The sequence below is a fragment of the Bacillus cereus group sp. BfR-BA-01523 genome (genome assembly GCF_022662615.1).
Taxonomy (GTDB): Bacteria; Bacillota; Bacilli; order Bacillales; family Bacillaceae_G; genus Bacillus_A; species Bacillus_A mycoides.
This window is the reverse complement of sequence record NZ_JAKUDX010000003.1, coordinates 568,861-592,287: the sequence shown is the minus strand read 5'-3', so window position 1 is coordinate 592,287 and position 23,427 is coordinate 568,861. Positions and strand designations below refer to the sequence as shown.

Sequence of the window (23,427 nt, the reverse complement as noted above, 5' to 3'; positions counted from 1 at the left end):
AGCTGTCTTTTAATTTGAAAAAGGTTTGTCTCTTATGGTTTGTTCGCATAAGATATAGATAGAGTGATTTGTATTGTAAGCAGCACGAGTTTTCATTGAATCTTTGCTGCTCTATTGATATAATCAGTGCTAGTGTATATTGGCGAGACTATTAGGAGTTGAGAACATAGATGAATAAAGAAGAAAGAGCAAAAAGACAGTCCAAAATTCGTAACTTCTCCATCATTGCTCACATTGACCACGGGAAATCAACGTTGGCAGACCGTATTTTGGAGAAAACAAACGCGTTGGCACAGCGCGAAATGAAGGCGCAATTGCTTGACTCTATGGAGTTGGAGCGTGAGCGTGGTATTACAATTAAATTAAATGCAGTACAACTAACGTATAAAGCGAAAGACGGTGAAGAGTATATTCTTCACTTAATCGATACTCCAGGACACGTCGACTTTACGTACGAAGTATCTCGTAGTTTAGCGGCTTGTGAAGGTGCAATTCTTGTAGTGGATGCAGCGCAAGGAATTGAGGCGCAAACATTAGCGAACGTATATTTAGCGCTTGATAATAATTTAGAAATCTTACCAGTTATTAATAAAATCGACTTACCAAGTGCAGACCCAGAACGCGTACGTCAAGAGGTAGAAGATGTAATTGGTTTAGATGCATCGGAAGCTGTACTTGCTTCAGCGAAAGCTGGCATTGGTATTGAAGAAATTTTAGAACAAATCGTTGAAAAGGTACCAGCTCCAACAGGTGATTCAGAAGAGCCGTTACAATGTATGATTTTCGATTCTTTATATGATCCGTACCGTGGTGTAATTGCATATATCCGTGTTGTAAATGGAACGGTAAAAGTTGGCGATAAAGTACGTATGATGGCAACTGGAAAAGAATTTGAAGTAACAGAAGTAGGTGTGTTTACACCGAAAACGACGCAACGTGACGAGTTAACGGTAGGTGATGTAGGTTTCTTAGCGGCATCTATTAAAAACGTAGGTGATACACGCGTAGGTGATACGATCACACATGCGAAACGTCCGGCTGCAGAGCCGTTAAAAGGGTATCGAAAATTAAACCCAATGGTATTCTGTGGTTTATATCCAATCGATTCTGCACGTTATAACGACTTACGTGATGCTTTAGAAAAACTAGAATTGAATGATTCTGCTCTTGAATTTGAGCCTGAAACATCTCAAGCTTTAGGTTTTGGTTTCCGTTGTGGTTTCTTAGGGCTTCTTCACATGGAGATTATTCAAGAACGTATTGAACGTGAATTCAAGATTGACTTAATTACAACAGCGCCAAGTGTTATTTATAAAGTGTATTTAACAAACGGTGAAGATTTTATTGTTGATAATCCATCTAATATGCCAGATCCACAGACTATCGATCGTGTAGAAGAGCCGTTTGTGAAGGCTGCAATTATGGTTCCGAATGACTATGTTGGAGCTGTAATGGAAATTTGCCAAGGGAAACGTGGAACGTTTATTGATATGCAATATTTAGATGAAACACGTGTTACATTGACATATGAAATCCCGTTATCAGAAATCGTATATGATTTCTTCGATCAATTGAAATCAAATACGAAAGGATATGCATCATTTGACTACGAGTTAATTGGTTATAAACCATCTAAACTTGTGAAAATGGATATTCTTTTAAATAATGAACAAGTGGATGCTTTATCATTTATTGTACATCGTGATTCAGCGTATGACCGTGGTAAAGTAATTGTAGAGAAATTAAAGAAATTAATTCCAAGACAACAGTTTGAAGTGCCAATTCAGGCGACTATCGGAAATAAAGTTGTATCTCGTTCTACAATTAAGGCGATGCGTAAAAACGTACTTGCAAAATGTTACGGTGGTGACATTTCTCGTAAGCGTAAACTTCTTGATAAGCAAAAAGAAGGTAAAAAACGTATGAAGTCTGTTGGTTCTGTAGAAGTGCCGCAAGAAGCATTCATGGCTGTACTGAAAATGGATGATAACTAATGGAGTGAACTATAATTAGTGGAGATTTTTCTATTCTTCGCTAATTATTAGCCCGCACCAATCGTGATAAAAGTAGAAGCCGTTCGTTCGGCTTCTTTTTTATATGCTACTTTTTAGACATCTTATCATCTCTCATTTACAATAGTGAGAGAGCTTTTTAGTGATTGATATAGAGTTAGGAGACTATTAATGTCCGAAAATATTCGAAAAGATATTCGAGAGAAAATACAAAAAGGTAATTTTAATTGCGAAAAGGAACTGACGCTTTCTATAATTAGTGGGAAGTGGAAAGTTGTGATATTGTGGCACTTAGGTGTGGAAGGTCCGCATCGTTTTAGTGAATTGCAACGTCTGTTCCCGAGCATTTCTCATAAAGTTTTGTCAAATCAATTGAAAGAGTTAATGGAGGACGGGATTGTTGATCGGACGGTATACCCGGAAATTCCTCCGCGTGTTGAGTACTATATGACGGAATTAGGTATGTCGCTTTTACCGATCGTTGAAATGATGTATGATTGGGGAAAAATGCGAATGGAACAAATCCGTAATACAGTAGAGAAGTAAAGAATCCTCCGGAGTGCGGAGGTTTTCTTTTTAGAAAGGTAGGAGTTATATTTGGTACAAGCTGCATATATTCATATTCCATTTTGTCAGCATATTTGTCACTATTGTGATTTTAATAAAGTATTTATTGAACGCCAACCGGTTGATCAATACTTACAATATTTAGAGAAAGAAATAATAAATACGGTTCAAAAAGTACCGTTTGAAAGTATGAAAACGATTTTTGTTGGCGGAGGAACTCCGACAGCTTTAAATATGGAGCAAACAAAAAAACTACTCGACATCATTAACCGCCGTTTACGTCCATTTGCGCCGAATTGTGAATTAACATTTGAAGCGAATCCAGGTGATTTACCGAAAGAGAAGTTGAACGTATTGCTAGAAGGTGGAGTAAACCGAATTAGTTTTGGTGTGCAAACGTTTCGTGATGAGCTACTTGAGAAGATTGGACGCAGGCATACGAGAGAAGATGCATTCGTAGCAATTCGAGAAGCGCAGGAAGTTGGTTTTACAAATATTAATGTAGATTTAATTTATGCTCTGCCAGGACAGACGATAGAAGATGTAAAGGAAACATTAGACATTGCCTTTACGCTTGGTGTACAACATTTCTCGGCATATTCCTTAATTGTGGAACCGAAAACTGTATTTTATAACTTAATGAATAAAGGGAAATTAAGACTTCCAGGTGAAGACCATGAAGCGAAAATGTACGAAATGGTAATGGATGAAATGGATAAACATGGTTATAACCAGTATGAGATTAGTAACTTCTCAAAAGGTAGTAATGAAAGTAGACACAATCTCACATACTGGAATAATGAAGAGTATTATGGATTTGGAGCTGGAGCGCATAGCTATGTGAACGGGGAACGAATTCAAAATGTAGGTCCGCTCAAGCAATATTTCACTAAAATTGATGAGACAGGATTTCCATATTTAGATGTTCACCCAGTGACAGAGAAAGAAAAAATGGAAGAAGAGTTGTTCTTAGGACTTCGAAAAACAAAAGGTGTTTCTAAGTTAGAATTCCAAAAGAAATTTAATGTGGAGATGGACCATGTTTTTGCAAAGCAGTTACAAAGTAATCAAGAACAAGGATTACTTGAAAACAGAGATGGACATGTTTGTTTAACGAGGAAAGGGAAACTATTAGGGAATGAAGTATTCCAGTCATTTTTGATTGATTAATTAAATGTGCCGTAAGCGCGAAAATTTTTTGTTATTTCGTGACGTTTCCGTTGACAATTGAATGTCAATTTTGGTAAGTTATTAATAGATTTAGCACTCGAAGACAAAGAGTGCTAACAGAGGTGATGATGAGATGCTTACGGAACGTCAGCTCTTAATTTTACAAACAATTGTTGATGACTTTATTGGATCAGCGCAACCAGTTGGTTCGAGGACGTTGGCTAAGAAAGATGAAATTACGTTTAGTTCAGCTACTATTCGAAATGAAATGGCTGATTTAGAAGAACTAGGATTTATTGAAAAAACGCATAGTTCTTCTGGGCGTGTTCCTTCTGAAAAAGGATACCGATTTTATGTAGACCATCTTTTAGCGCCGCAAAACTTACCGACCGATGAAATTGTACAAATTAAAGATTTATTTGCTGAAAGAATTTTTGAAGCAGAAAAAATTGCACAACAATCAGCTCAAATTTTATCAGAGCTTACGAATTATACGGCCATTGTTCTTGGTCCCAAATTGAGCACAAATAAACTTAAAAATGTACAAATTGTACCGCTTGATCGTCAAACAGCAGTCGCTATTATTGTAACAGATACAGGGCATGTGCAAAGTAAAACGATTACCGTTCCGGAATCTGTTGATTTATCAGATTTAGAAAAAATGGTTAATATTTTAAATGAAAAGCTATCTGGTATACCTATGGCAGAACTTCATAATAAAATCTTTAAAGAGATTGTTACAGTCTTGCGTGGGTATGTTCATAATTACGATAGTGCAATAAAAATGTTAGATGGTACATTTCAAGTCCCTTTATCGGAAAAGATATACTTTGGAGGAAAAGCAAATATGCTTTCGCAACCAGAGTTCCATGACATTCACAAAGTAAGATCTTTGCTGACGATGATTGATAATGAGGCTGCGTTTTATGACATTTTGCGTCATAAACAAGTCGGAATTCAAGTGAAAATTGGTAGAGAAAATTCTTCTACGGCAATGGAGGATTGCAGTTTGATTTCTGCAACGTATTCGATTGGAGAAGAGCAACTTGGAACAATTGCAATTTTAGGTCCGACGAGAATGCAATACTCTCGTGTAATTAGTTTACTGCAGTTATTTACAAGACAATTTACAGACGGACTTAAAAAGTAAATGAGAGTAATACATTCGCTCAAGTGATGAAATTTTCATTGCTGTGTGTAATATATAATGCTTAGGTAATCATGCTAAGCATGATACCTAATACCTTTTAAGGAGGTGAAAATTGTGGAAGAGCGTAACGAACAAGTGGTAGAAGAAGTGAAAGAAGCGCAAGTTGAAGAAGCTGTCACGCCAGAAAACAGTGAAAAAACTGTAGAAGAAAAAAGTGAGGCTGCTCTTTTACAAGAAAAAGTAGATGAGTTACAAGCGAAACTAACGGAAACGGAAGGTCGCACATTACGTCTACAAGCTGATTTTGAAAATTATAAGCGCCGTGTCCAAATGGATAAACAGGCTGCTGATAAATATAGAGCACAAAGTCTAGTTTCAGATATTTTGCCAGCTCTTGATAATTTTGAAAGAGCGATGCAAGTGGAAGCGACTGACGAGCAAACGCAATCCTTGTTACAAGGTATGGAAATGGTGCATCGTCAATTGCTAGAAGCGTTGACTAAGGAAGGTGTTGAAGCGATTGAAGCTGTTGGTAAACAGTTTGATCCGAATGAACACCAAGCTATTATGCAAGTGGAAGACAGTGAATTTGAATCAAACGCGGTAGTTGAAGAATTCCAAAAAGGTTATAAACTAAAAGACCGTGTGATTCGCCCATCAATGGTAAAAGTAAATCAATAATTTACATAAAAGTAGGAGGATTCGCCATGAGTAAAATTATCGGTATTGACTTAGGTACAACAAACTCTTGTGTAGCTGTTATGGAAGGTGGAGAACCAAAGGTTATCCCAAATCCAGAAGGAAATCGTACAACACCTTCTGTTGTAGCTTTCAAAAATGAAGAGCGTCAAGTTGGGGAAGTTGCGAAGCGTCAAGCAATTACAAACCCAAATACAATCATGTCTGTTAAACGTCATATGGGTACAGACTACAAAGTAGAAGTTGAAGGTAAAGATTTTACACCTCAAGAAATTTCTGCAATCATTTTACAAAACTTAAAAGCTTCTGCTGAAGCATACTTAGGTGAAACAGTAACGAAAGCTGTTATTACAGTACCTGCATACTTCAACGATGCAGAGCGTCAAGCAACGAAAGATGCTGGTCGTATCGCTGGTTTAGAAGTTGAGCGTATTATTAACGAACCAACAGCCGCAGCACTTGCTTACGGTTTAGAAAAACAAGATGAAGAGCAAAAAATCTTAGTATATGACTTAGGTGGCGGTACATTTGACGTATCTATCCTTGAGTTAGCAGACGGCACATTCGAAGTTATTTCAACTGCTGGTGACAACCGTCTTGGTGGAGATGACTTTGACCAAGTTATCATCGATCATTTAGTAGCTGAATTCAAAAAAGAAAATAGCATTGATTTAAGCCAAGATAAAATGGCACTTCAACGTCTGAAAGATGCAGCTGAAAAAGCGAAGAAAGATCTTTCTGGTGTAACACAAACACAAATTTCATTACCATTCATTAGTGCTGGAGCTGCTGGCCCATTACACTTAGAATTAACGTTAACAAGAGCTAAATTCGAAGAAATTTCAGCTGGTCTTGTTGAAAGAACATTAGAGCCAACTCGTCGTGCATTAAAAGACGCTGGTTTTGCTCCAAGCGAATTAGATAAAGTTATCCTTGTTGGTGGATCTACTCGTATCCCAGCTGTACAAGAAGCAATTAAACGTGAAACTGGTAAAGAGCCATACAAAGGTGTAAACCCAGATGAAGTTGTAGCATTAGGTGCTGCAGTTCAAGGTGGCGTACTTACTGGTGATGTAGAGGGCGTTCTATTATTAGACGTAACTCCACTTTCTTTAGGTATCGAAACTATGGGCGGTGTGTTCACGAAACTAATCGAGCGTAACACTACAATTCCGACAAGTAAGTCACAAGTATTCTCAACAGCTGCTGATAACCAACCAGCGGTAGACATTCACGTACTACAAGGTGAGCGTCCAATGTCAGCTGACAACAAAACGTTAGGTCGTTTCCAATTAACAGACCTTCCGCCAGCACCACGTGGAATTCCACAAATCGAAGTAACATTCGATATTGATGCGAACGGTATCGTTAACGTACGTGCAAAAGACTTAGGTACAAGCAAAGAGCAAACTATTACAATCCAATCTTCTTCAGGTCTTTCTGATGAAGAAGTAGATCGTATGGTACAAGAAGCTGAATCAAATGCTGATGCTGACCAAAAACGTAAGGAAGAAGTTGAACTTCGTAACGAAGCTGACCAACTTGTATTCCAAACAGACAAAGTTGTAAAAGATTTAGAAGGTAAAGTAGATGCAGCTGAAGTAGCGAAAGCAACGGAAGCGAAAGAAGCATTACAAGCGGCAATCGAGAAAAACGAACTTGAAGAAATCCGTGTGAAAAAAGATGCTCTTCAAGAAATCGTACAACAATTAACTGTTAAATTATACGAGCAAGCTCAAGCGGCTGCAGGGCAAGCAGAAGGTGCACAAGGAGCACAAGACGCTGGCGCGAAAAAAGATAATGTAGTAGACGCTGAGTTTGAAGAAGTAAAAGAAGACAAGTAATACAGTGAAATAAAATAAGTAAGATGACAAAAAGTCAAAGTCAAGCGTGCCTTGGCTTTGGCTTTTTTCACGAATAAGAAGAAATGTGTGAGGATCTTAAGTTTTTCATTTTGCATACTGTAAGTGAGGAAACTTTGTTGCAAAGCACTTTCTTTCGGTGTTAAAATTACGTTTATGTGAAAGATTCGGGGGTTGCAAATTTATGAATAAACGAGACTATTATGAGGTCCTTGGACTTAGCCAGGGCGCTTCAAAAGATGAAATTAAAAAAGCGTATCGTCGTTTGGCTAAAAAATACCATCCAGACGTAAGTAAAGAAGAAAATGCAATTGAAAAGTTTAAAGAAGTACAGGAGGCATACGAAGTATTGAGCGATGATCAAAAGCGTGCGCAGTATGATCAATTTGGTCACGCTGGTCCGAATCAAGGTTTCGGTGGCGGAGGAGACTTCGGCGGTGGCTTCGGTTTCGAAGATATCTTTAGTTCATTCTTTGGCGGTGGCGGCGGAAGACGTCGTGATCCAAATGCTCCACGTCAAGGTGCTGATTTACAATATCAAGTTACTTTAGAGTTTGAAGAAGCTATTTTTGGTAAAGAATTGAACGTTGAGATTCCAGTGGAGGATCCATGTGATACTTGTAAGGGTAGTGGAGCAAAACCAGGGACTTCAAAAGAAACATGTAAACACTGTTCAGGATCAGGGCAAGTAAGTGTAGAACAAAATACACCATTTGGGCGTATTGTAAACCGTCAAGCTTGTGGACATTGTTCAGGAACAGGTCAAATGATTAAAGAGAAATGTACGACATGCCATGGTTCTGGTAAAGTTCGTAAACGTAAAAAAATCAATGTTAAAATTCCAGCGGGTATCGATAATGGTCAACAAATTCGTGTATCTGGAAAAGGTGAAGCAGGCGTAAATGGCGGACCAGCAGGTGACTTATATGTTGTTGTTCATGTGAGAAATCATGAATTCTTTGAACGCGAAGGGGATCACATTATTTGCGAAATGCCAATAACATTTGCGCAAATGGCACTTGGTGCAGAAGTAGAAGTTCCTACCGTTCATGGCAAAGTGAAGCTGAAAATTCCAGCAGGAACACAAACAGGAACAGAATTCCGCTTAAAAGGAAAAGGTGCTCCGAACGTACGTGGATATGGTCAAGGAGATCAATATGTAGTCGTTCGTGTTGTTGTGCCGACGAAATTAACTTCACATCAAAAAGATTTATTGCGTGAATTTGCAGGGCAAGAAGAGCAGGATGATAGCTTATTCAGAAAGCTTAAACGTGCTTTCAAAGGGGAATAATGGAAATAAAAAATGGAGTTGGTAAATTGTGAAATGGTCAGAAATTAGTATTCATACAACAGAAGAAGCAGTAGAAGCTGTCTCTCATATTTTGCATGAAGCAGGCGCTAGCGGGGTTGCGATTGAGGACCCAGCGGAGTTGACGAAAGAGCGCAAGCAACAATACGGTGAGATTTATGCACTTAACCCAGATGAATATCCAAGTGAGGGTGTTTTGGTAAAAGCATATTTCCCGCAAACGGATTCTTTACACGAAACGGTTGCAGGTGTAAAATCATCTATTGATGCACTACCATCTTTCGACATCGAAATTGGTAAAGGAACTATTACAATTAATGAAGTCGATGAGGAAGATTGGGCTACTGCTTGGAAGAAGTATTATCATCCAGTTCAAATTTCTGATACATTCACAATTGTGCCGACGTGGGAAGAGTATACACCGTCTTCTCCAGATGAAAAAATTATTGAATTAGATCCAGGTATGGCGTTTGGTACAGGGACACATCCAACAACGACGATGTGTATTCGTGCGTTAGAAAAAACGGTTCAGCCAGGTGATACTGTGATTGATGTAGGGACAGGTTCGGGGGTACTTAGTATTGCTGCGGCAAAATTAGGTGCGGCTTCTGTTCAAGCGTATGATTTAGACCCAGTTGCAGTTGAAAGTGCAGAAATGAATGTGCGCTTAAATAAAACAGATGACATTGTCAATGTTGGACAGAATAGTCTATTAGAAGGTATTGAAGGTCCGGTTGATTTAATCGTAGCAAATTTACTAGCGGAAATTATTCTTCTATTCCCTGAAGATGCAGCGAGAGTTGTGAAGCCAGGTGGATTATTTATTACATCTGGTATTATTGGGGCGAAAGAAAAAGTAATTTCTGAAGCGTTAGAAACAGCTGGATTTTCAATTGAAGAAGTACTTCGAATGGAAGATTGGGTAGCAATTATTGCACGAAATGCGTAATATAGATTTTAGTCTATAAAGAACAGGGGAGTCTCTCACCGTATAAGGTGAGGGACTTGCCGTTTGTTATATGAAAATGATAACGTTTCGTTCTTTTCGTAAGTGTTGACTTACGAAAGGAACGAAACTCTACTAAGGTGATTATATGCAACGTTATTTTGTAGAAGAGAAATATGTAAATGAGACAAGTATTCGCATAATGGGTGATGATGTCCATCACATCGCAAGAGTGATGCGTATGTCAGCTGGTGACCACATTTATTGCTGTGTAAATGGTAAAACAGCGGAGTGTTCAATTGCTGAAATTACCAGTGAATTTGTGGATACCACTATTGTAGAATGGGTAGAGGCGTCAAGCGAACTTCCTGTGTTCGTGACGATTGCAAGTGGACTGCCGAAAGGAGACAAGCTAGAGTTAATTTTTCAAAAAGGAACTGAGCTTGGGGCAGCTGCATTTTTACCATTTCAAGCATCTCGATCTATTGTAAAGTGGGATGCGAAAAAAGCAGATAAAAAAGTTGAGCGTTTGAAAAAAATTGTAAAAGAAGCTGCGGAACAATCGCATAGAAGTGAAATTCCAGAAGTACACGTTCCCTCATCATTTAAACAACTGCTGTCGATGAGTAGCGAGTATGATGTTTGTCTTGTTGCGTATGAAGAAGAAGCGAAACAAGGTGAGAAATCTAATTTTGCGAAAGCTTTAGCGACGATTAAACCAGGCCAAAAGCTGCTGATTGTATTTGGACCAGAAGGCGGTTTAGCGGAGGAAGAGATAACCGCACTTCGTGAACATAAATTTGTACCATGTAGTTTAGGACCAAGAATTTTAAGAACAGAAACGGCTCCGCTTTATGCGTTAAGTGCCGCTTCTTATCATTTTGAATTGATGGGGTGATAATCAATGGCAACTGTTGCGTTCCACACGTTAGGTTGTAAAGTAAACCACTATGAAACAGAAGCGATTTGGCAATTGTTTAAACAAGGTGGTTATGAAAGAACTGAATATGAAAAAAAATCTGATGTATACGTTATTAACACATGTACAGTAACGAATACTGGAGATAAAAAAAGCCGTCAAGTAATTAGACGTGCTGTACGTCAAAATCCAGATGCGGTAATTTGTGTAACTGGATGTTATGCACAAACATCTCCAGCGGAAATTATGGCGATTCCAGGTGTAGATATTGTTGTTGGTACGCAAGATCGTGAGAAGATGTTAGGATACATCGAAGAATTCCGTAAAGAGCGTCAACCGATTAATGCTGTCCGCAATATTATGAAAACACGTGTATATGAAGAGCTCGATGTACCATATTTCACGGACCGTACACGTGCATCTTTAAAAATACAAGAAGGTTGTAATAACTTCTGTACATTTTGCATCATTCCTTGGGCGCGCGGTTTAATGCGTTCTCGTGATGGAAAAGAAGTTATTAAACAAGCGCAGCAATTAGTAGATGCGGGCTATAAAGAAATCGTATTAACAGGTATTCATACAGGTGGATACGGTGAAGATATAAAAGAGTATAACTTAGCTGGATTACTGCGCGATATGGAAGCGGAAGTAGGCGGATTGAAACGCCTTCGTATTTCTTCTATTGAGGCGAGTCAAATTTCTGATGAAGTAATTGAAGTGTTAGATAAATCAGAAGTAGTTGTACGTCACTTGCATATTCCATTACAGTCAGGATCTAATACTGTATTGAAACGTATGCGCCGTAAGTATACGATGGAATTTTTCCAAGAGCGTTTAGATCGTTTGAAAGAAGCGTTACCAGGTCTTGCGATTACATCAGACGTAATTGTTGGATTCCCAGGCGAAACAGAAGAGGAATTCATGGAAACGTACAATTTCATTAAAGAGAATCGTTTCTCTGAATTACACGTTTTCCCTTATTCGAAACGTACAGGTACTCCAGCAGCACGTATGGAAGATCAAGTTCCTGAAGACGTGAAGAACGATCGTGTTCACCGTCTAATTGAGCTATCAAATCAATTAGCGAAAGAGTATGCTTCTAAATTTGAAGGTGAAGTACTTGAAATCATTCCGGAAGAGACATTTAAAGATGGTGACCGTGAAGGTTTATATGTAGGTTATACAGATAACTACTTAAAAATTGTGTTTGAAGGATCTGAAGAATTGATTGGTAAGCTAGTAAAAGTGAAAATTACAAAAGCTGGTTATCCATATAACGAAGCGCAGTTTGTTCGTGTTCTTGAAGATGATGTAAAAAAAGAATCAGCAAGCGCATAAAATGAAACTTTAATCAGTGGGGGGGTGTTCATCCCCGCTGATTATCAGCCTGACCCCCGCCTAAGTTCTTTGCTTTCGCTGAATTTTGAGGTGGGGGTCTTACTGTCCTGGCAAATAGCGGGATAAAAAAGCATGCAAACGGAAACGATTTGCATGCTTTCTTTTTTTTGTGTGGAGAAGTTAAGTACTGAAAAGGCAGGTACGTTGAATGAGTAGTTATTTAATGCTTTCTTGTATTAAAAAAGGTGTAATGATAAAAAATATAGTTGTCTTCAGGGGAAAAGGATAATAGCTATCTACATAGCTTTTGAACAGGTAAGGGCATCTATTCTTCTTTTATTCTGCCAAATAGTTGACCTGAAGTGATAAAATGTATTATAATCGTAAAAGACATGCTGAAGAAGGGTTTCTTTTTGCATGCTGAAATTAGTATGTAAGTGTGATGTTTCGGAGGGAGGGAAAGAGAATGTCAAAAACAGTCGTTCGTAAAAACGAGTCTTTGGAGGATGCACTTCGCCGTTTTAAAAGATCGGTTTCTAAAACTGGTACACTTGCTGAAGCAAGAAAGCGCGAGTTTTATGAAAAGCCAAGTGTAAAACGTAAGAAGAAATCTGAAGCGGCAAGAAAGCGTAAGTTCTAAGAGAGGGTGTAAGTTATGAGTCTTCTCGGTCGTTTAAACGATGATATGAAACAAGCGATGAAGAATAAACAAAAAGAAAAATTAACCGTTATTCGTATGGTTAAGGCTGCTTTACAAAATGAAGGTATTAAACTGCAACATACTCTTACTGAAGAAGAGGAATTAACAGTTTTAGCTCGTGAAGTAAAACAGTATAAGGACTCCCTCCTTGAATTTAAAAAAGCTGGTCGTGAAGACCTTGTTGATAAACTGCAAAGTGAAATTCAGATTTTAAGCGCATATTTGCCGGAGCAATTAACAGAAGAAGAACTAGCGGATATAATTAAGCAAGTTATTTCTGAAGTTGGTGCTACATCTAAAGCAGATATGGGTAAAGTGATGACTGCTGTTATGCCGAAAGTAAAAGGTAAAACAGACGGATCACTTGTGAATAAGCTGGTTATCCAGCTATTAGCATAAAAAAGCGTCTCATTTCGTATGAGACGTTTTTTTATGCTTTTTTCAGTTTGGACGTGATATTACAAGCTCTTTTTTCATACATATGGGATGAGAGGGGGTCTTTTGAGATGAAAAAAATAGAACAAATGAAGAATTGGTTAACGAAGCAAATAGACCTGCCAGTGGATGTGTTAATGGATCTACCTCGGATCACGCTTGTTGGGCAAGTACATATCTATATAGAAAATCATCGAGGATTATTAGTGTTTTCAGATAAAGAGGTAAGATTGCTATTGAAACATGGTCAATTATTAATTAAAGGTCAATCCTTTGTTATTAAAACAATCCTTCCAGAAGAACTGTTGCTTGAAGGGATTATTGAACAAGTGACGTTTTTGGAAAATGAAAAGAAAGAGGAGTGAGGAGAAACTTCCGTTTGTGAAGTTTTTCTTCGTTACCTTGTATTAACAGGCGGTAACGTTCTGGCCTCAATATTCGGTTCGTACAAAGAGGATAGGTGGGAATTGAGTTCCACGTAAAAAATTGGCTCGGGAAGGTTAATAATTAGTGAGGATCAAGGAATCTGCTAATTAAAATTTTAGTACGAGCTAGTTTGATAATCGAATTGAAAAGTAGTGTATCTACTTTTAGAAAGGTAGTGGAGATAGTCGATGAAAAATAAATGGTTTATAAAATGGCTTGGGTATGTAAAGGTGCGAATTGAAGGTAGAGGAGCGGAACGCTTTGTTAACGAGTGTGTGCGGAAGAAATTACTCGTTTGGGATGTAAAGAAGATAGCTGATGAAACGTTAGTTTTTTGTATGTTATTACGAGATGTAAAAAAGATAAAACCAATTTATAGAAAAAATGAATGTAAATTATATTTTATTGGACGTTACGGTTTTCCTTTTTGGAATAAGCGTGTAATTAAAAATAGTGGATTTTTAATTGGGTTTTTAATATTTTTTTTCGGAATGATCGCATTGTCAAATATGGTGTGGAAAATTGAAATTACAGGAGCAAAACCTGAAACAGAATATATATTGATGAAAGAATTGGACAAAATGGGTATAAAAAAAGGTAAATTACAATTCCAAATGCCGAGTGTAGAAGATGTTCAACGTCATTTGACAGACAATATTAATGCGATTACTTGGGCGGGATTAGAAATAAGAGGGACAACATATCATTTTAAGATTGTTGAAAAAAATGAGCCGAAAAAAGAAAGTGAACAACAGCCACAAAACTTAGTAGCAAAAAAAGAAGGGATTATTACAAAAACATTTGTGGAAGTTGGGAAGCCGGTTGTCATGAAAAATGACCATGTGGAAAAGGGGCAACTTCTCGTATCCGGGATGTATGGTAATGAGGAGAATCCGACAGTTGTTTCGGCTAAAGGGATTGTATATGGAGAAACGTGGTATAAATCTGAGGTGGATGTTCCGTTAAAGACACAATTTCAAGTGTATACTGGTAATTCATACAATGAACATTTCCTTAAATTTGGGAGTACTAAAATAAAAATATGGGGATTTCTACAGGATAAGTATAAGCGCTCTCGTACTGAAAGTGTAAAACATGATGTGAAATTATTTGGATTTACATTACCAATTGCATACGAGAAAGATATTGTACGAGAAGAGGAAGAAGCGAACCGAGAATATACCGAAAAACAAGCAATGAAAGTAGCGAAAGAAATGGCAGAAAAAGAACTGAAGAAAAAATTGGATGAACATGCTATGATTGTAAGTGATAACATTTTGAGTAAAGAGGTTGAGGCGGATCACCTAAAGGTCACATTACATTATACAGTGATTGAAAATATTGCAGAGCCACAACCAATATCTGAATCCGATATTCAAGGAGACTGAGTAATGGCAGAACAATTAGTAGAAATGAACCAACAATTGGAAAATCCCAACGAAGCAATCGCTCTTTTTGGGGTAAATGATGCTCATTTAAAAGTAATTGAACGAGAACTTAGTGTATCGATTGTGACTAGAGGAGAATCTGTTCGTGTATCTGGGGCAGATGAAACTGTGGTGCTCGTAGAAAAAATCTTACAACAGTTACTTGTTGTTATCCGTAAAGGTGTATCAATTTCGGAAAGAGATGTTGCGTATGCGATTCAGCTTGGGCAACAAGGGAAAATTGCTCAATTCGAAGAATTATATGAAGAGGAAATTTTTAAAACGGCAAAAGGTAAATCCATTCGTGTGAAAACGATGGGGCAAAGACGATATATTCATGCAATGAAAAAGAATGATATTGTATTTGGGATAGGACCTGCTGGGACCGGAAAAACATACTTAGCCGTAGTAATGGCTGTGAGAGCTTTAAAGCAAGGGTATGTAAAGAAAATTATTTTAACAAGACCTGCTGTAGAAGCTGGAGAGAGCTTAGGGTTTTTGCCAGGTGATTTGAAAGAAAAAGTAGATCCGTATTTACGTCCACTATATGATGCGTTACATGATATTCTTGGACAAGAATATACACAACGTATGATGGAACGTGGTGTAATTGAAATTGCACCTCTTGCTTATATGAGAGGGCGTACTCTGGATGATTCATTTGTTATATTAGATGAGGCGCAAAATACAACTGGTGTTCAAATAAAAATGTTTTTAACACGATTAGGTTTTAGTTCTAAAATGGTTATTACGGGGGATCCCTCACAGGTAGACTTGCCAAAAGGGGTAAAGTCAGGTCTTTCTATTGCTGCTAATATTTTATCTGGTGTATCAGGTCTTTCGTTCATAACATTGGAACAAACGGACGTTGTGAGACACCCATTAGTGCAACGTATTATTGAGGCATATGATAAAATGGAATGATCCTATTTGTCAGGATCATTTCTTTTTGTATGATAAGGTTGGCGAATGACATATTTTTTACTATCATTAAAGACGAGGGAAATAAACTATAGGTGATAGTGGATAAAAATGTTGTCCAAAAAGTATCGTTACCTAGAAGAAATGAAAGCTATAAATAGTTTCACTTTATTTCTGGAGAGGAGAAGGTATTGAAATCATGTCAAGATCTCAAGAAATTTCTAAGTGGTTTCGTAATTTACAACATTCGAAAAAACTAAGTTGGATTTCTTACGTTTTATTAGGGGCAGTGCTGTTTTTTGCACTTATGAATAATGTAAAACCAGAGCAATTAGATGTTACAACATATTCTATTGCGAAAAAAACAATCCATTCTCCTATTAAAATTGAAGATAAAGTTACAACGGACAAAAAGAAAAAAGAAGCCGCTACAAAAGTTGAAGATCAATATACATATAAAAGTGAGTATAAACAAAATAAAGTGGATATTGTGAATGACGTCTTTGCTAAAGTAGATGAAGTGATACAAGAGATTAAAGCGGTTGGACCGGATGAGCAAAAAAAGATTACTGATGCTGAAAAAGTGGACAAGTTGAAAAAAAAATTGCCTACTGATTTAACGAAAGAATTATCTGATTCAAACTTACTAAACTTAATTAATGCAGATTCGAACCAATTAGTATTAGCGAAAGATGCAACAGTTACAGCTATTAATAGTATCATGACTGAGCATGTTAAAATGGATGAATTGAAGGATGCGAAGGAACGATATGTAAGTGAGATGAATAGTGTTAATGTTGATAATGGTTTAAAGGAATCTATTAAGGCGTTAGGGAAATATGCGATTTCTGCAAACTATTTTTATGATCCGACCTTAACAAAAGAGAAGAGAAAAGCGGAAGAAGATTTAGTTCCACCTGTTTATATTCTTCAAGGGCAAGTCCTTGTTAGAGAAGGTGAAACGATTTCAAGTGATATGTACAATCAGTTGAAATTAGTTGGCCTGTTAGAAAAAGGGAACAGTTTTCAACCCTATGTTGGGTTAGCGGTACTCATTGGTGTGCTATTGTACTTTATGCATAAGCAGTTTGAAGTGTTTTTACAGCGGAAAAGAGAAGATAGGCCGTATGTCTTAGCGTATATTACAATTTTGTCTATCACGATTGTTTTAATGAAAATCATTAGTTTGTTTCAAAAGCTTGAGTATGCAGGAATCGCGTATGTTGTTCCAGTTGCAATGGGAACAATACTTGTAAAATTAATGATTGGTGATCGATTTGTATTTTTAACGAGTATGATCTTTTCTGTATGCGGAAGTATTATGTTTAATGAAGGTGTAACGAGTACACTGAATTATAGTGTGGGGATTTATGTTTTATTAAGTTCATTATCAGTTAGTATTTTCTTGAGAGAAAAAAATCGTCGTACGATGATTTTACAAGCTGGTATACTCGTTTCTGTATTAAATGTAGTCGTATTAGCGGCTTTGCTATTATTACGTAACGGGAATTTTTCGCCTCTTGAAATTGGGGTGCAATTATTAATGGCTGCTGTTTCGGGTATTATCTCTTCTGTTCTAGCTATGGGGATTTTACCGTATTTAGAAAGTGGTCTTGGGATTGTATCGAGTATGAAATTGATGGAACTTTCAAGTCCGAATCACCCGCTTTTGCGTAAAATTTTATTAGAAGCACCAGGTACATATCACCATAGTGTAATGGTAGCTAATCTCTCAGAAGCTGCTTGTGAAGCAGTTGGAGCAAATGGAGTATTAGCGCGTGTAGGGGCGTATTATCATGATGTAGGGAAAACGGTACAACCACAGTTTTTTATTGAAAACCAAATGGGTATTGAAAACCCGCATGATAGATTAGACCCTGTAACGAGCAAAGATATTATAATTGCTCATGTAACCGATGGGGTGAGAATGTTAGAAGAACACCATATACCTCAAGAAATTATCGATATTGCTGGACAGCATCATGGTACAACGTTACTTAAATATTTTTATTATAATGCGATTAAAGAAGATAAAGAGAAATATACGGAGGAAATGTTCCGCTATCCAGGATCAAAAGCAACTTCTAAAGAGTCGGCGATCGTTGGTATTGCTGATAGTGTGGAAGCGGCGGTACGTTCGATGAACCATCCAACACCAGATCAGATTAATAATTTAGTGCAAAATATTATTAAAGATCGCCTGCAAGATGGTCAATTTAGTGAATGTGATTTGACATTTAAGGAACTACAAATCGTTGGAAAAACGTTATGTGAAACGTTAAATGGTATTTTCCATTCCCGTATTACATATCCGGAACCGCCGGAAGAAAAGGAGAAAGAATGAGTTTATTAATTGATTTTATTGATGAAACAGAAGAAGTGAAAGACGAATATATAAGTTTGATTCGAGGTTTAGTAGAGAAAGCAGCCCAAATGGAGAGCATAGAAGAAGGCGCAGAATTATCGGTTACATTTGTAGATAATGAACGTATTCGTGAAATAAACCGTGATTACCGAGATAAGGATCAGCCTACGGACGTTATTTCTTTTGCTATGGAAGAAATGGGAGAAGGCGAAATGGAAATTGTCGGTGCAGAGATGCCGCGTATGTTAGGAGATCTTATTATTTCTATTCCAAGAGCAAAAGAACAAGCTGAAGAATATGGACATTCTTTTGATCGAGAACTTGGGTTTTTAGCACTACATGGCTTTTTGCATTTGCTTGGTTATGATCATATGACAGAAGAAGATGAGAAAGAAATGTTTGGAAGACAAAAAGAAATTTTAGAGGCCTTTGGATTAGGACGATGAAAACAGGAAAACTTTTAGATAGTTTTGGATATGCTATAGCTGGTATATACTTTTGTCTTCGTCATGAACGAAATATGAAAATTCATTATTTAGCCGCAGTCATCGTTATATGCTGCGGCTTTTATTTCCATATTACAACAATGGAATGGATTGTCGTACTTATTGTGATAGGGATTGTAATGAGTTTAGAGATGGTGAATACGGCTATTGAAAAAACAGTAGACTTAGCAACCGTCGATATTCATCCGGTTGCAAAAATTGCAAAGGATGTTGCAGCAGGGGCAGTTTTATTATTTGCAATTATAGCTGCTGTAATTGGTGCTATTATCTTTTTACCGTATATGGTATAGTTGCATTCCGAAGCTTTTATTAAGCTTTGGGAGCGCCGTGAAGGCCTTTAATGAAAGAGTGTATCTATTCACATCTATGAACGGAAAGGATGCGGGAATATGAATAGCAAACAATTAATTCAAGAAGCAACCGAAGCGCGTAAACGAGCGTACGTACCATATTCTAAATTTCAAGTAGGTGCAGCTTTACTAACTCAGGATGGAAAAATATATCGTGGATGTAATGTTGAAAATGCATCATATGGTTTATGTAACTGTGCAGAACGAACAGCGTTATTTAAGGCAATTTCTGAAGGGGATAACGAGTTTGTAGCTATTGCAGTCGTAGCGGATACAAAGCGTCCAGTACCTCCTTGTGGAGCATGTCGACAAGTTATGATAGAATTATGTAAACAGGATACGAAAGTATACCTATCAAACTTACATGGTGATGTTCAAGAGACAACAGTCGGAGAATTGTTACCAGGAGCATTTTTAGCGGAGGATTTACATGAATAGAAAAGGTTATAAATCAGGTTTTGTCTCTATTATTGGCAGACCGAATGTTGGGAAATCTACATTTTTAAATCGTATTATTGGCCAAAAAATTGCCATTATGAGCGATAAGCCACAAACAACTCGTAATAAAATTCAAGGTGTATATACAGAAAATGATTCACAAGTAGTTTTCATTGATACACCAGGAATACATAAACCTAAACATAAACTAGGCGATTTTATGGTGAAGATGGCTCAAACGACATTAAAAGAAGTTGATATTGTTTTGTTTATGGTCAATGCAACTGAAGGATATGGTCGTGGTGAGGAATTTATTATTGAGAAATTACAAGAAACGAAACAACCGGTATTTTTGGTAATTAATAAAATTGACCAACTTCATCCAGAGCAATTGCTGGAGTTGATTGATCAATATCGTAAATTATATGAGTTCGCGGAGATTGTGCCAATTTCTGCATTGGACGGTAATAACGTTGAAGCGTTAATCGGAGCAATTAAAAAGTATTTACCAGAAGGACCGCAATATTACCCGGATAATCAAGTAACGGATCATCCAGAGCGATTTATTATTTCAGAGCTTATTCGTGAAAAAGTATTACATTTAACACGTGAAGAAGTACCACATTCTGTAGCGGTTGTTATTGATGCAATTCAAAAGCGTGAGGGCGGAGCGGTTTATATAAACGCAACGATTGTTGTTGAACGTGCATCACAAAAAGGAATTATTATAGGTAAGCAAGGGAAGATGTTAAAAGAAGTCGGTAAGAGAGCTCGTTTTGACATTGAAGCACTTCTTGGTTCTAAAGTATTTTTAGAAGTATGGGTGAAAGTGCAAAAAGATTGGCGTAATAAGATGTCACAGCTTCGTGACCTTGGTTTCCGTGAAGACGAGTATTAATATGAAGTAAAGTTGTGATCAGTGGATGTTTTGTTCATCCGCTGATTATTGGTTTTTATGAACCTTGATAAATTAGGAAAAATTTTTCTCACATGAAAATGAACAAAATGGGTCAACTTAATAACAACAAAAGAAATTGGTTTATAGGCTACGCTTATTGAGAAAGGTGGATTCTTATGCTAGATTTTACCTGGAAGTTTTTCTCCAAAACAGGAAGCATTGAAACGTATTTGCTTTTGAAAGAAATGGAAAAAGACGTAAACGATGAGATGGATCAACATGAAGAGGAGTTAGCGCATCTAGACTCTCCAATTTCTTGACCCGTTTTGTTCAAACCTTGGATGGTGACGAACATGTTTCAAAAAGTTGAGGGCATTGTTATCCGTACGACAGATTACGGAGAAACAAATAAGATTGTTACAATATACTCACGGGAATTTGGTAAGGTAAGTGCAATGGCAAGAGGGGCGAAAAAGCCGAAGAGTCGGTTAGCAGCTATTTCGCAACTTATGACACATGGTCATTTTCTTATTCAAATGGGATCTGGACTTGGAACTTTGCAACAAGGCGAGATTATTTCATCTATGAAAGAAATTCGCGAGGATATATTTTTAACTGCTTATGCATCATTTATTATTGAATTAACCGATAAAGCAACAGAAGATAAGAAGCATAATCCATATTTATTTGAAATGTTATATCAAACGTTGCATTATATGTGTGAGGGTGTTGATCCAGAAGTATTATCATTAATTTATCAAACGAAAATGCTTCCGGTATTAGGGATGCGCCCGTACTTTGATACATGTGCTATTTGTCATCAAGAAACAGATTTTGTCGCCTTCTCTGTCCGGGAAGGCGGTTTTCTGTGCTCGCGTCATGCGGAGCAAGATCCGTATCGCATTCCGGTGGGAGAGGCTGTTCATAAATTATTACGTCTCTTTTTTCACTTTGATTTACACCGGCTCGGTAATGTATCGGTGAAGGATAGTACAAAAAAACAAATGCGCACAGTATTGAATACATATTATGACGAATATTGTGGGATTTATTTGAAAACAAGGCGTTTCTTGGAACAACTTGATAAGTTTCAAATATAAAAAGGGCCGTATACGGTCCTTTTTACATACTTTCTTTTTCGAATAGCATATTTAGTATATAATATTTAAGAGATAGTATAACTTTTTTCGTTGTGCATTAAAGGTGGTGATTATCATAGAGCTGAATAAACGGCAAGAGCATATCATTCAGATTGTAAAAGATCACGGTCCTATTACAGGGGAGTCAATTGCTGGGCAATTGGGTTTAACACGTGCAACGCTAAGACCAGACTTAGCAATTTTAACGATGGCTGGTTATTTAGAAGCGCGTCCACGTGTAGGTTATTTTTATACGGGTAAAACCGGGGGACAGCTATTATCTGAAGCTGTTAAGAAAATTAAAGTGCAAGATTATCAATCTAGACCGGCTGTAATTGATAAAAATGTATCAGTATACGATGCAATCTGTACTATGTTTCTAGAGGACGTTGGTACATTATTTGTTGTAGATCAAGCTACTTTATTAGTTGGCGTTGTATCTCGTAAAGATTTATTACGAGCTAGCTTAGGAAAGCAGGATTTAACCTCTCTTCCGGTTAATATTATCATGACAAGGATGCCAAACATTGCGATGTGTCGCAGGGAGGATTCTTTATATGATATTGCGATGGAATTAATAGAAAGACAGATTGATGCGATGCCGGTTGTGAAGGATACGAAACAAGGTTTAGAAGTGATTGGACGAATTACAAAAACAAATATTACACGTGCGTTTGTAAATTTAGTAAATAACGAATAAGTGTAATTTGTTTAAAGTGAGGTAATGTAATGGATAATAAAATCGTATATGTCGTATCTGACTCTGTAGGAGAAACGGCTGATTTGGTTGTTAGAGCGGCAATGGGACAGTTCCCATTCGCTCCTGATATTAGGCGTGTACCGTATGTAGAAGATACAGGGACATTAAAAGAAGTAATCTCGATTGCCAAGAGCAATCAAGCGCTTATTTGTTTTACGTTAGTAAAGCCTGATATGCGTCAATATTTATTGACAGAAGCGGCAAAAGAAGGAGTAGAGGCATACGATATTATCGGACCTCTTATCGATCAAATTGAAGAAATTACAGGGCAAGTACCAAGGTATGAGCCAGGTGTCGTTCGAAGATTAGATGAAGAGTACTTTAAAAAAATTGAAGCGATTGAATTTGCAGTTAAGTATGATGATGGTAGAGATGCACGTGGTATTTTAAAAGCTGATATCGTGTTGATTGGAATTTCACGTACATCAAAAACACCACTTTCACAATATTTAGCGCATAACAAACGTTTGAAAGTTGCTAATGTACCACTTGTACCGGAAGTGGATCCGCCTGAGGAATTATATCAAGTGGCAAAAGAGAAATGTTTCGGTTTGAAAATTATACCAGATAAGTTAAATCATATTCGAAAAGAACGATTGAAATCACTTGGATTAAGTGATGGAGCAACATATGCAAATATTAATCGTATTCAAGAAGAAATTGATCATTTTGAGGAAGTAATTAGTAAAATAAATTGTCAAGTGATTGATGTATCAAATAAGGCAATTGAAGAAACAGCAAATATTATTGTGAATGCAGTGCAAAACCAAAAAATGTTTTAGCACATTTACCAAAGGTGAATGTGCTTTTTTCGCTCGTGAGAAGGCGTTAGAGGAAGATGCGAAGTAGAGCATGAACTTTCGGCTTAGTAATAGAATATAGCGGAATGGTTATACTTATATTCTTCTGTTTTTTAATTATGCTAAAGGAACGATTTCGTTATCTTTAAGTGTAAGATGAAAATTAAAGGGATATGTAGCGTAGTTGAAGAAAATATATTATAATAAAAAATTGTGATAAAAACCTATATTTTACGTTTAGACTTTAATTTTTCAGAATAAACTAGGGATAGGATTTTCGAAAAAGACAT

At 37.1% G+C, this 23,427-nt stretch carries 24 protein-coding genes; all 24 read left to right on the top strand.

Annotated features, from left to right (window positions below; genetic code table 11):
- Positions 1-170 precede the first annotated feature (170 nt).
- The 24 genes from lepA (at position 171) to MR066_RS11345 (ending at position 23,119) form a co-directional block, all read left to right on the top strand.
- The gene (gene lepA, locus MR066_RS11460; protein WP_002015204.1) at positions 171-1,994 is read left to right on the top strand and encodes an elongation factor 4; all 1,824 of its coding nucleotides are present in this window, start codon (positions 171-173) and stop codon (positions 1,992-1,994) included.
- Between the two features lie 189 nt (positions 1,995-2,183).
- Positions 2,184-2,558 carry a winged helix-turn-helix transcriptional regulator gene (locus MR066_RS11455; RefSeq protein WP_002015203.1) on the top strand — a complete coding sequence of 125 codons (375 nt, stop codon included), beginning with the start codon at positions 2,184-2,186 and terminating at the stop codon, positions 2,556-2,558.
- 51 nt (positions 2,559-2,609) lie between these two features.
- The gene (gene hemW / locus MR066_RS11450) at positions 2,610-3,749 is read left to right on the top strand and encodes a radical SAM family heme chaperone HemW (RefSeq protein WP_242247156.1); all 1,140 of its coding nucleotides are present in this window, start codon (positions 2,610-2,612) and stop codon (positions 3,747-3,749) included.
- 133 nt (positions 3,750-3,882) lie between these two features.
- A complete protein-coding gene (hrcA, locus tag MR066_RS11445) occupies positions 3,883-4,899 on the top strand; it encodes a heat-inducible transcriptional repressor HrcA (protein ID WP_002015201.1) in 1,017 nt (338 codons plus the stop codon).
- Positions 4,900-5,013: 114 nt separating this feature from the next.
- Complete coding sequence (grpE, locus tag MR066_RS11440; RefSeq protein WP_002165061.1) at positions 5,014-5,580, top strand: nucleotide exchange factor GrpE; 567 nt, start codon at positions 5,014-5,016, stop codon at positions 5,578-5,580.
- Positions 5,581-5,606: 26 nt separating this feature from the next.
- Entirely contained in the window at positions 5,607-7,442 is a 1,836-nt protein-coding gene (gene dnaK / locus MR066_RS11435) for a chaperone protein DnaK (protein WP_002015198.1), read from the top strand.
- 202 nt (positions 7,443-7,644) lie between these two features.
- Positions 7,645-8,751 carry a chaperone protein DnaJ gene (dnaJ, locus tag MR066_RS11430; RefSeq protein WP_002015197.1) on the top strand — a complete coding sequence of 369 codons (1,107 nt, stop codon included), beginning with the start codon at positions 7,645-7,647 and terminating at the stop codon, positions 8,749-8,751.
- 28 nt (positions 8,752-8,779) lie between these two features.
- Complete coding sequence (gene prmA, locus MR066_RS11425; RefSeq protein ID WP_002067162.1) at positions 8,780-9,718, top strand: 50S ribosomal protein L11 methyltransferase; 939 nt, start codon at positions 8,780-8,782, stop codon at positions 9,716-9,718.
- 145 nt (positions 9,719-9,863) lie between these two features.
- Entirely contained in the window at positions 9,864-10,613 is a 750-nt protein-coding gene (locus MR066_RS11420) for a 16S rRNA (uracil(1498)-N(3))-methyltransferase (RefSeq protein WP_002015195.1), read from the top strand.
- A 6-nt stretch (positions 10,614-10,619) separates the two neighbouring features.
- Positions 10,620-11,972, top strand: a complete 1,353-nt coding sequence (gene mtaB, locus MR066_RS11415) for a tRNA (N(6)-L-threonylcarbamoyladenosine(37)-C(2))-methylthiotransferase MtaB (protein ID WP_002067163.1) — start codon at positions 10,620-10,622, stop codon at positions 11,970-11,972.
- A 466-nt stretch (positions 11,973-12,438) separates the two neighbouring features.
- Entirely contained in the window at positions 12,439-12,612 is a 174-nt protein-coding gene (rpsU, locus tag MR066_RS11410) for a 30S ribosomal protein S21 (RefSeq protein WP_000048061.1), read from the top strand.
- Between the two features lie 15 nt (positions 12,613-12,627).
- Positions 12,628-13,071: a GatB/YqeY domain-containing protein gene (locus MR066_RS11405; RefSeq protein ID WP_000054578.1), complete on the top strand. Its 444-nt coding sequence runs from the start codon at positions 12,628-12,630 to the stop codon at positions 13,069-13,071.
- A 107-nt stretch (positions 13,072-13,178) separates the two neighbouring features.
- A complete protein-coding gene (yqfC, locus tag MR066_RS11400; protein ID WP_002067170.1) occupies positions 13,179-13,472 on the top strand; it encodes a sporulation protein YqfC in 294 nt (97 codons plus the stop codon).
- A gap of 249 nt (positions 13,473-13,721) precedes the next feature.
- Positions 13,722-14,921 (top strand): sporulation protein YqfD, encoded by a 1,200-nt coding sequence (gene yqfD / locus MR066_RS11395; RefSeq protein WP_002143171.1) that lies wholly within the window; start codon positions 13,722-13,724, stop codon positions 14,919-14,921.
- A 3-nt stretch (positions 14,922-14,924) separates the two neighbouring features.
- The gene (locus tag MR066_RS11390; RefSeq protein ID WP_002015189.1) at positions 14,925-15,884 is read left to right on the top strand and encodes a PhoH family protein; all 960 of its coding nucleotides are present in this window, start codon (positions 14,925-14,927) and stop codon (positions 15,882-15,884) included.
- A 196-nt stretch (positions 15,885-16,080) separates the two neighbouring features.
- Positions 16,081-18,225 (top strand): HD family phosphohydrolase, encoded by a 2,145-nt coding sequence (locus MR066_RS11385; RefSeq protein WP_088040160.1) that lies wholly within the window; start codon positions 16,081-16,083, stop codon positions 18,223-18,225.
- Entirely contained in the window at positions 18,222-18,692 is a 471-nt protein-coding gene (gene ybeY / locus MR066_RS11380; RefSeq protein WP_215586852.1) for an rRNA maturation RNase YbeY, read from the top strand. The genes MR066_RS11385 and ybeY overlap by 4 nt, the downstream gene beginning before the upstream one ends.
- Positions 18,689-19,042, top strand: a complete 354-nt coding sequence (locus MR066_RS11375; RefSeq protein ID WP_002143170.1) for a diacylglycerol kinase family protein — start codon at positions 18,689-18,691, stop codon at positions 19,040-19,042. The genes ybeY and MR066_RS11375 overlap by 4 nt, the downstream gene beginning before the upstream one ends.
- A 99-nt stretch (positions 19,043-19,141) precedes the next feature.
- Positions 19,142-19,540 (top strand): cytidine deaminase, encoded by a 399-nt coding sequence (locus MR066_RS11370; RefSeq protein ID WP_002015184.1) that lies wholly within the window; start codon positions 19,142-19,144, stop codon positions 19,538-19,540.
- On the top strand, positions 19,533-20,438 hold the full coding sequence (era, locus tag MR066_RS11365) for a GTPase Era (RefSeq protein ID WP_002088672.1): 906 nt from the start codon (positions 19,533-19,535) through the stop codon (positions 20,436-20,438). Before MR066_RS11370 ends, era begins: the two co-directional genes overlap by 8 nt.
- 176 nt (positions 20,439-20,614) lie before the next feature.
- A complete protein-coding gene (locus MR066_RS11360; RefSeq protein ID WP_000883924.1) occupies positions 20,615-20,758 on the top strand; it encodes a YqzL family protein in 144 nt (47 codons plus the stop codon).
- 33 nt (positions 20,759-20,791) lie between these two features.
- Complete coding sequence (gene recO, locus MR066_RS11355; protein WP_002129136.1) at positions 20,792-21,538, top strand: DNA repair protein RecO; 747 nt, start codon at positions 20,792-20,794, stop codon at positions 21,536-21,538.
- Between the two features lie 106 nt (positions 21,539-21,644).
- Positions 21,645-22,277, top strand: a complete 633-nt coding sequence (locus tag MR066_RS11350) for a transcriptional regulator CcpN (RefSeq protein ID WP_002015181.1) — start codon at positions 21,645-21,647, stop codon at positions 22,275-22,277.
- 29 nt (positions 22,278-22,306) lie between these two features.
- The gene (locus tag MR066_RS11345; RefSeq protein ID WP_002015180.1) at positions 22,307-23,119 is read left to right on the top strand and encodes a pyruvate, water dikinase regulatory protein; all 813 of its coding nucleotides are present in this window, start codon (positions 22,307-22,309) and stop codon (positions 23,117-23,119) included.
- The last annotated feature ends 308 nt before the right edge of the window (positions 23,120-23,427 follow it).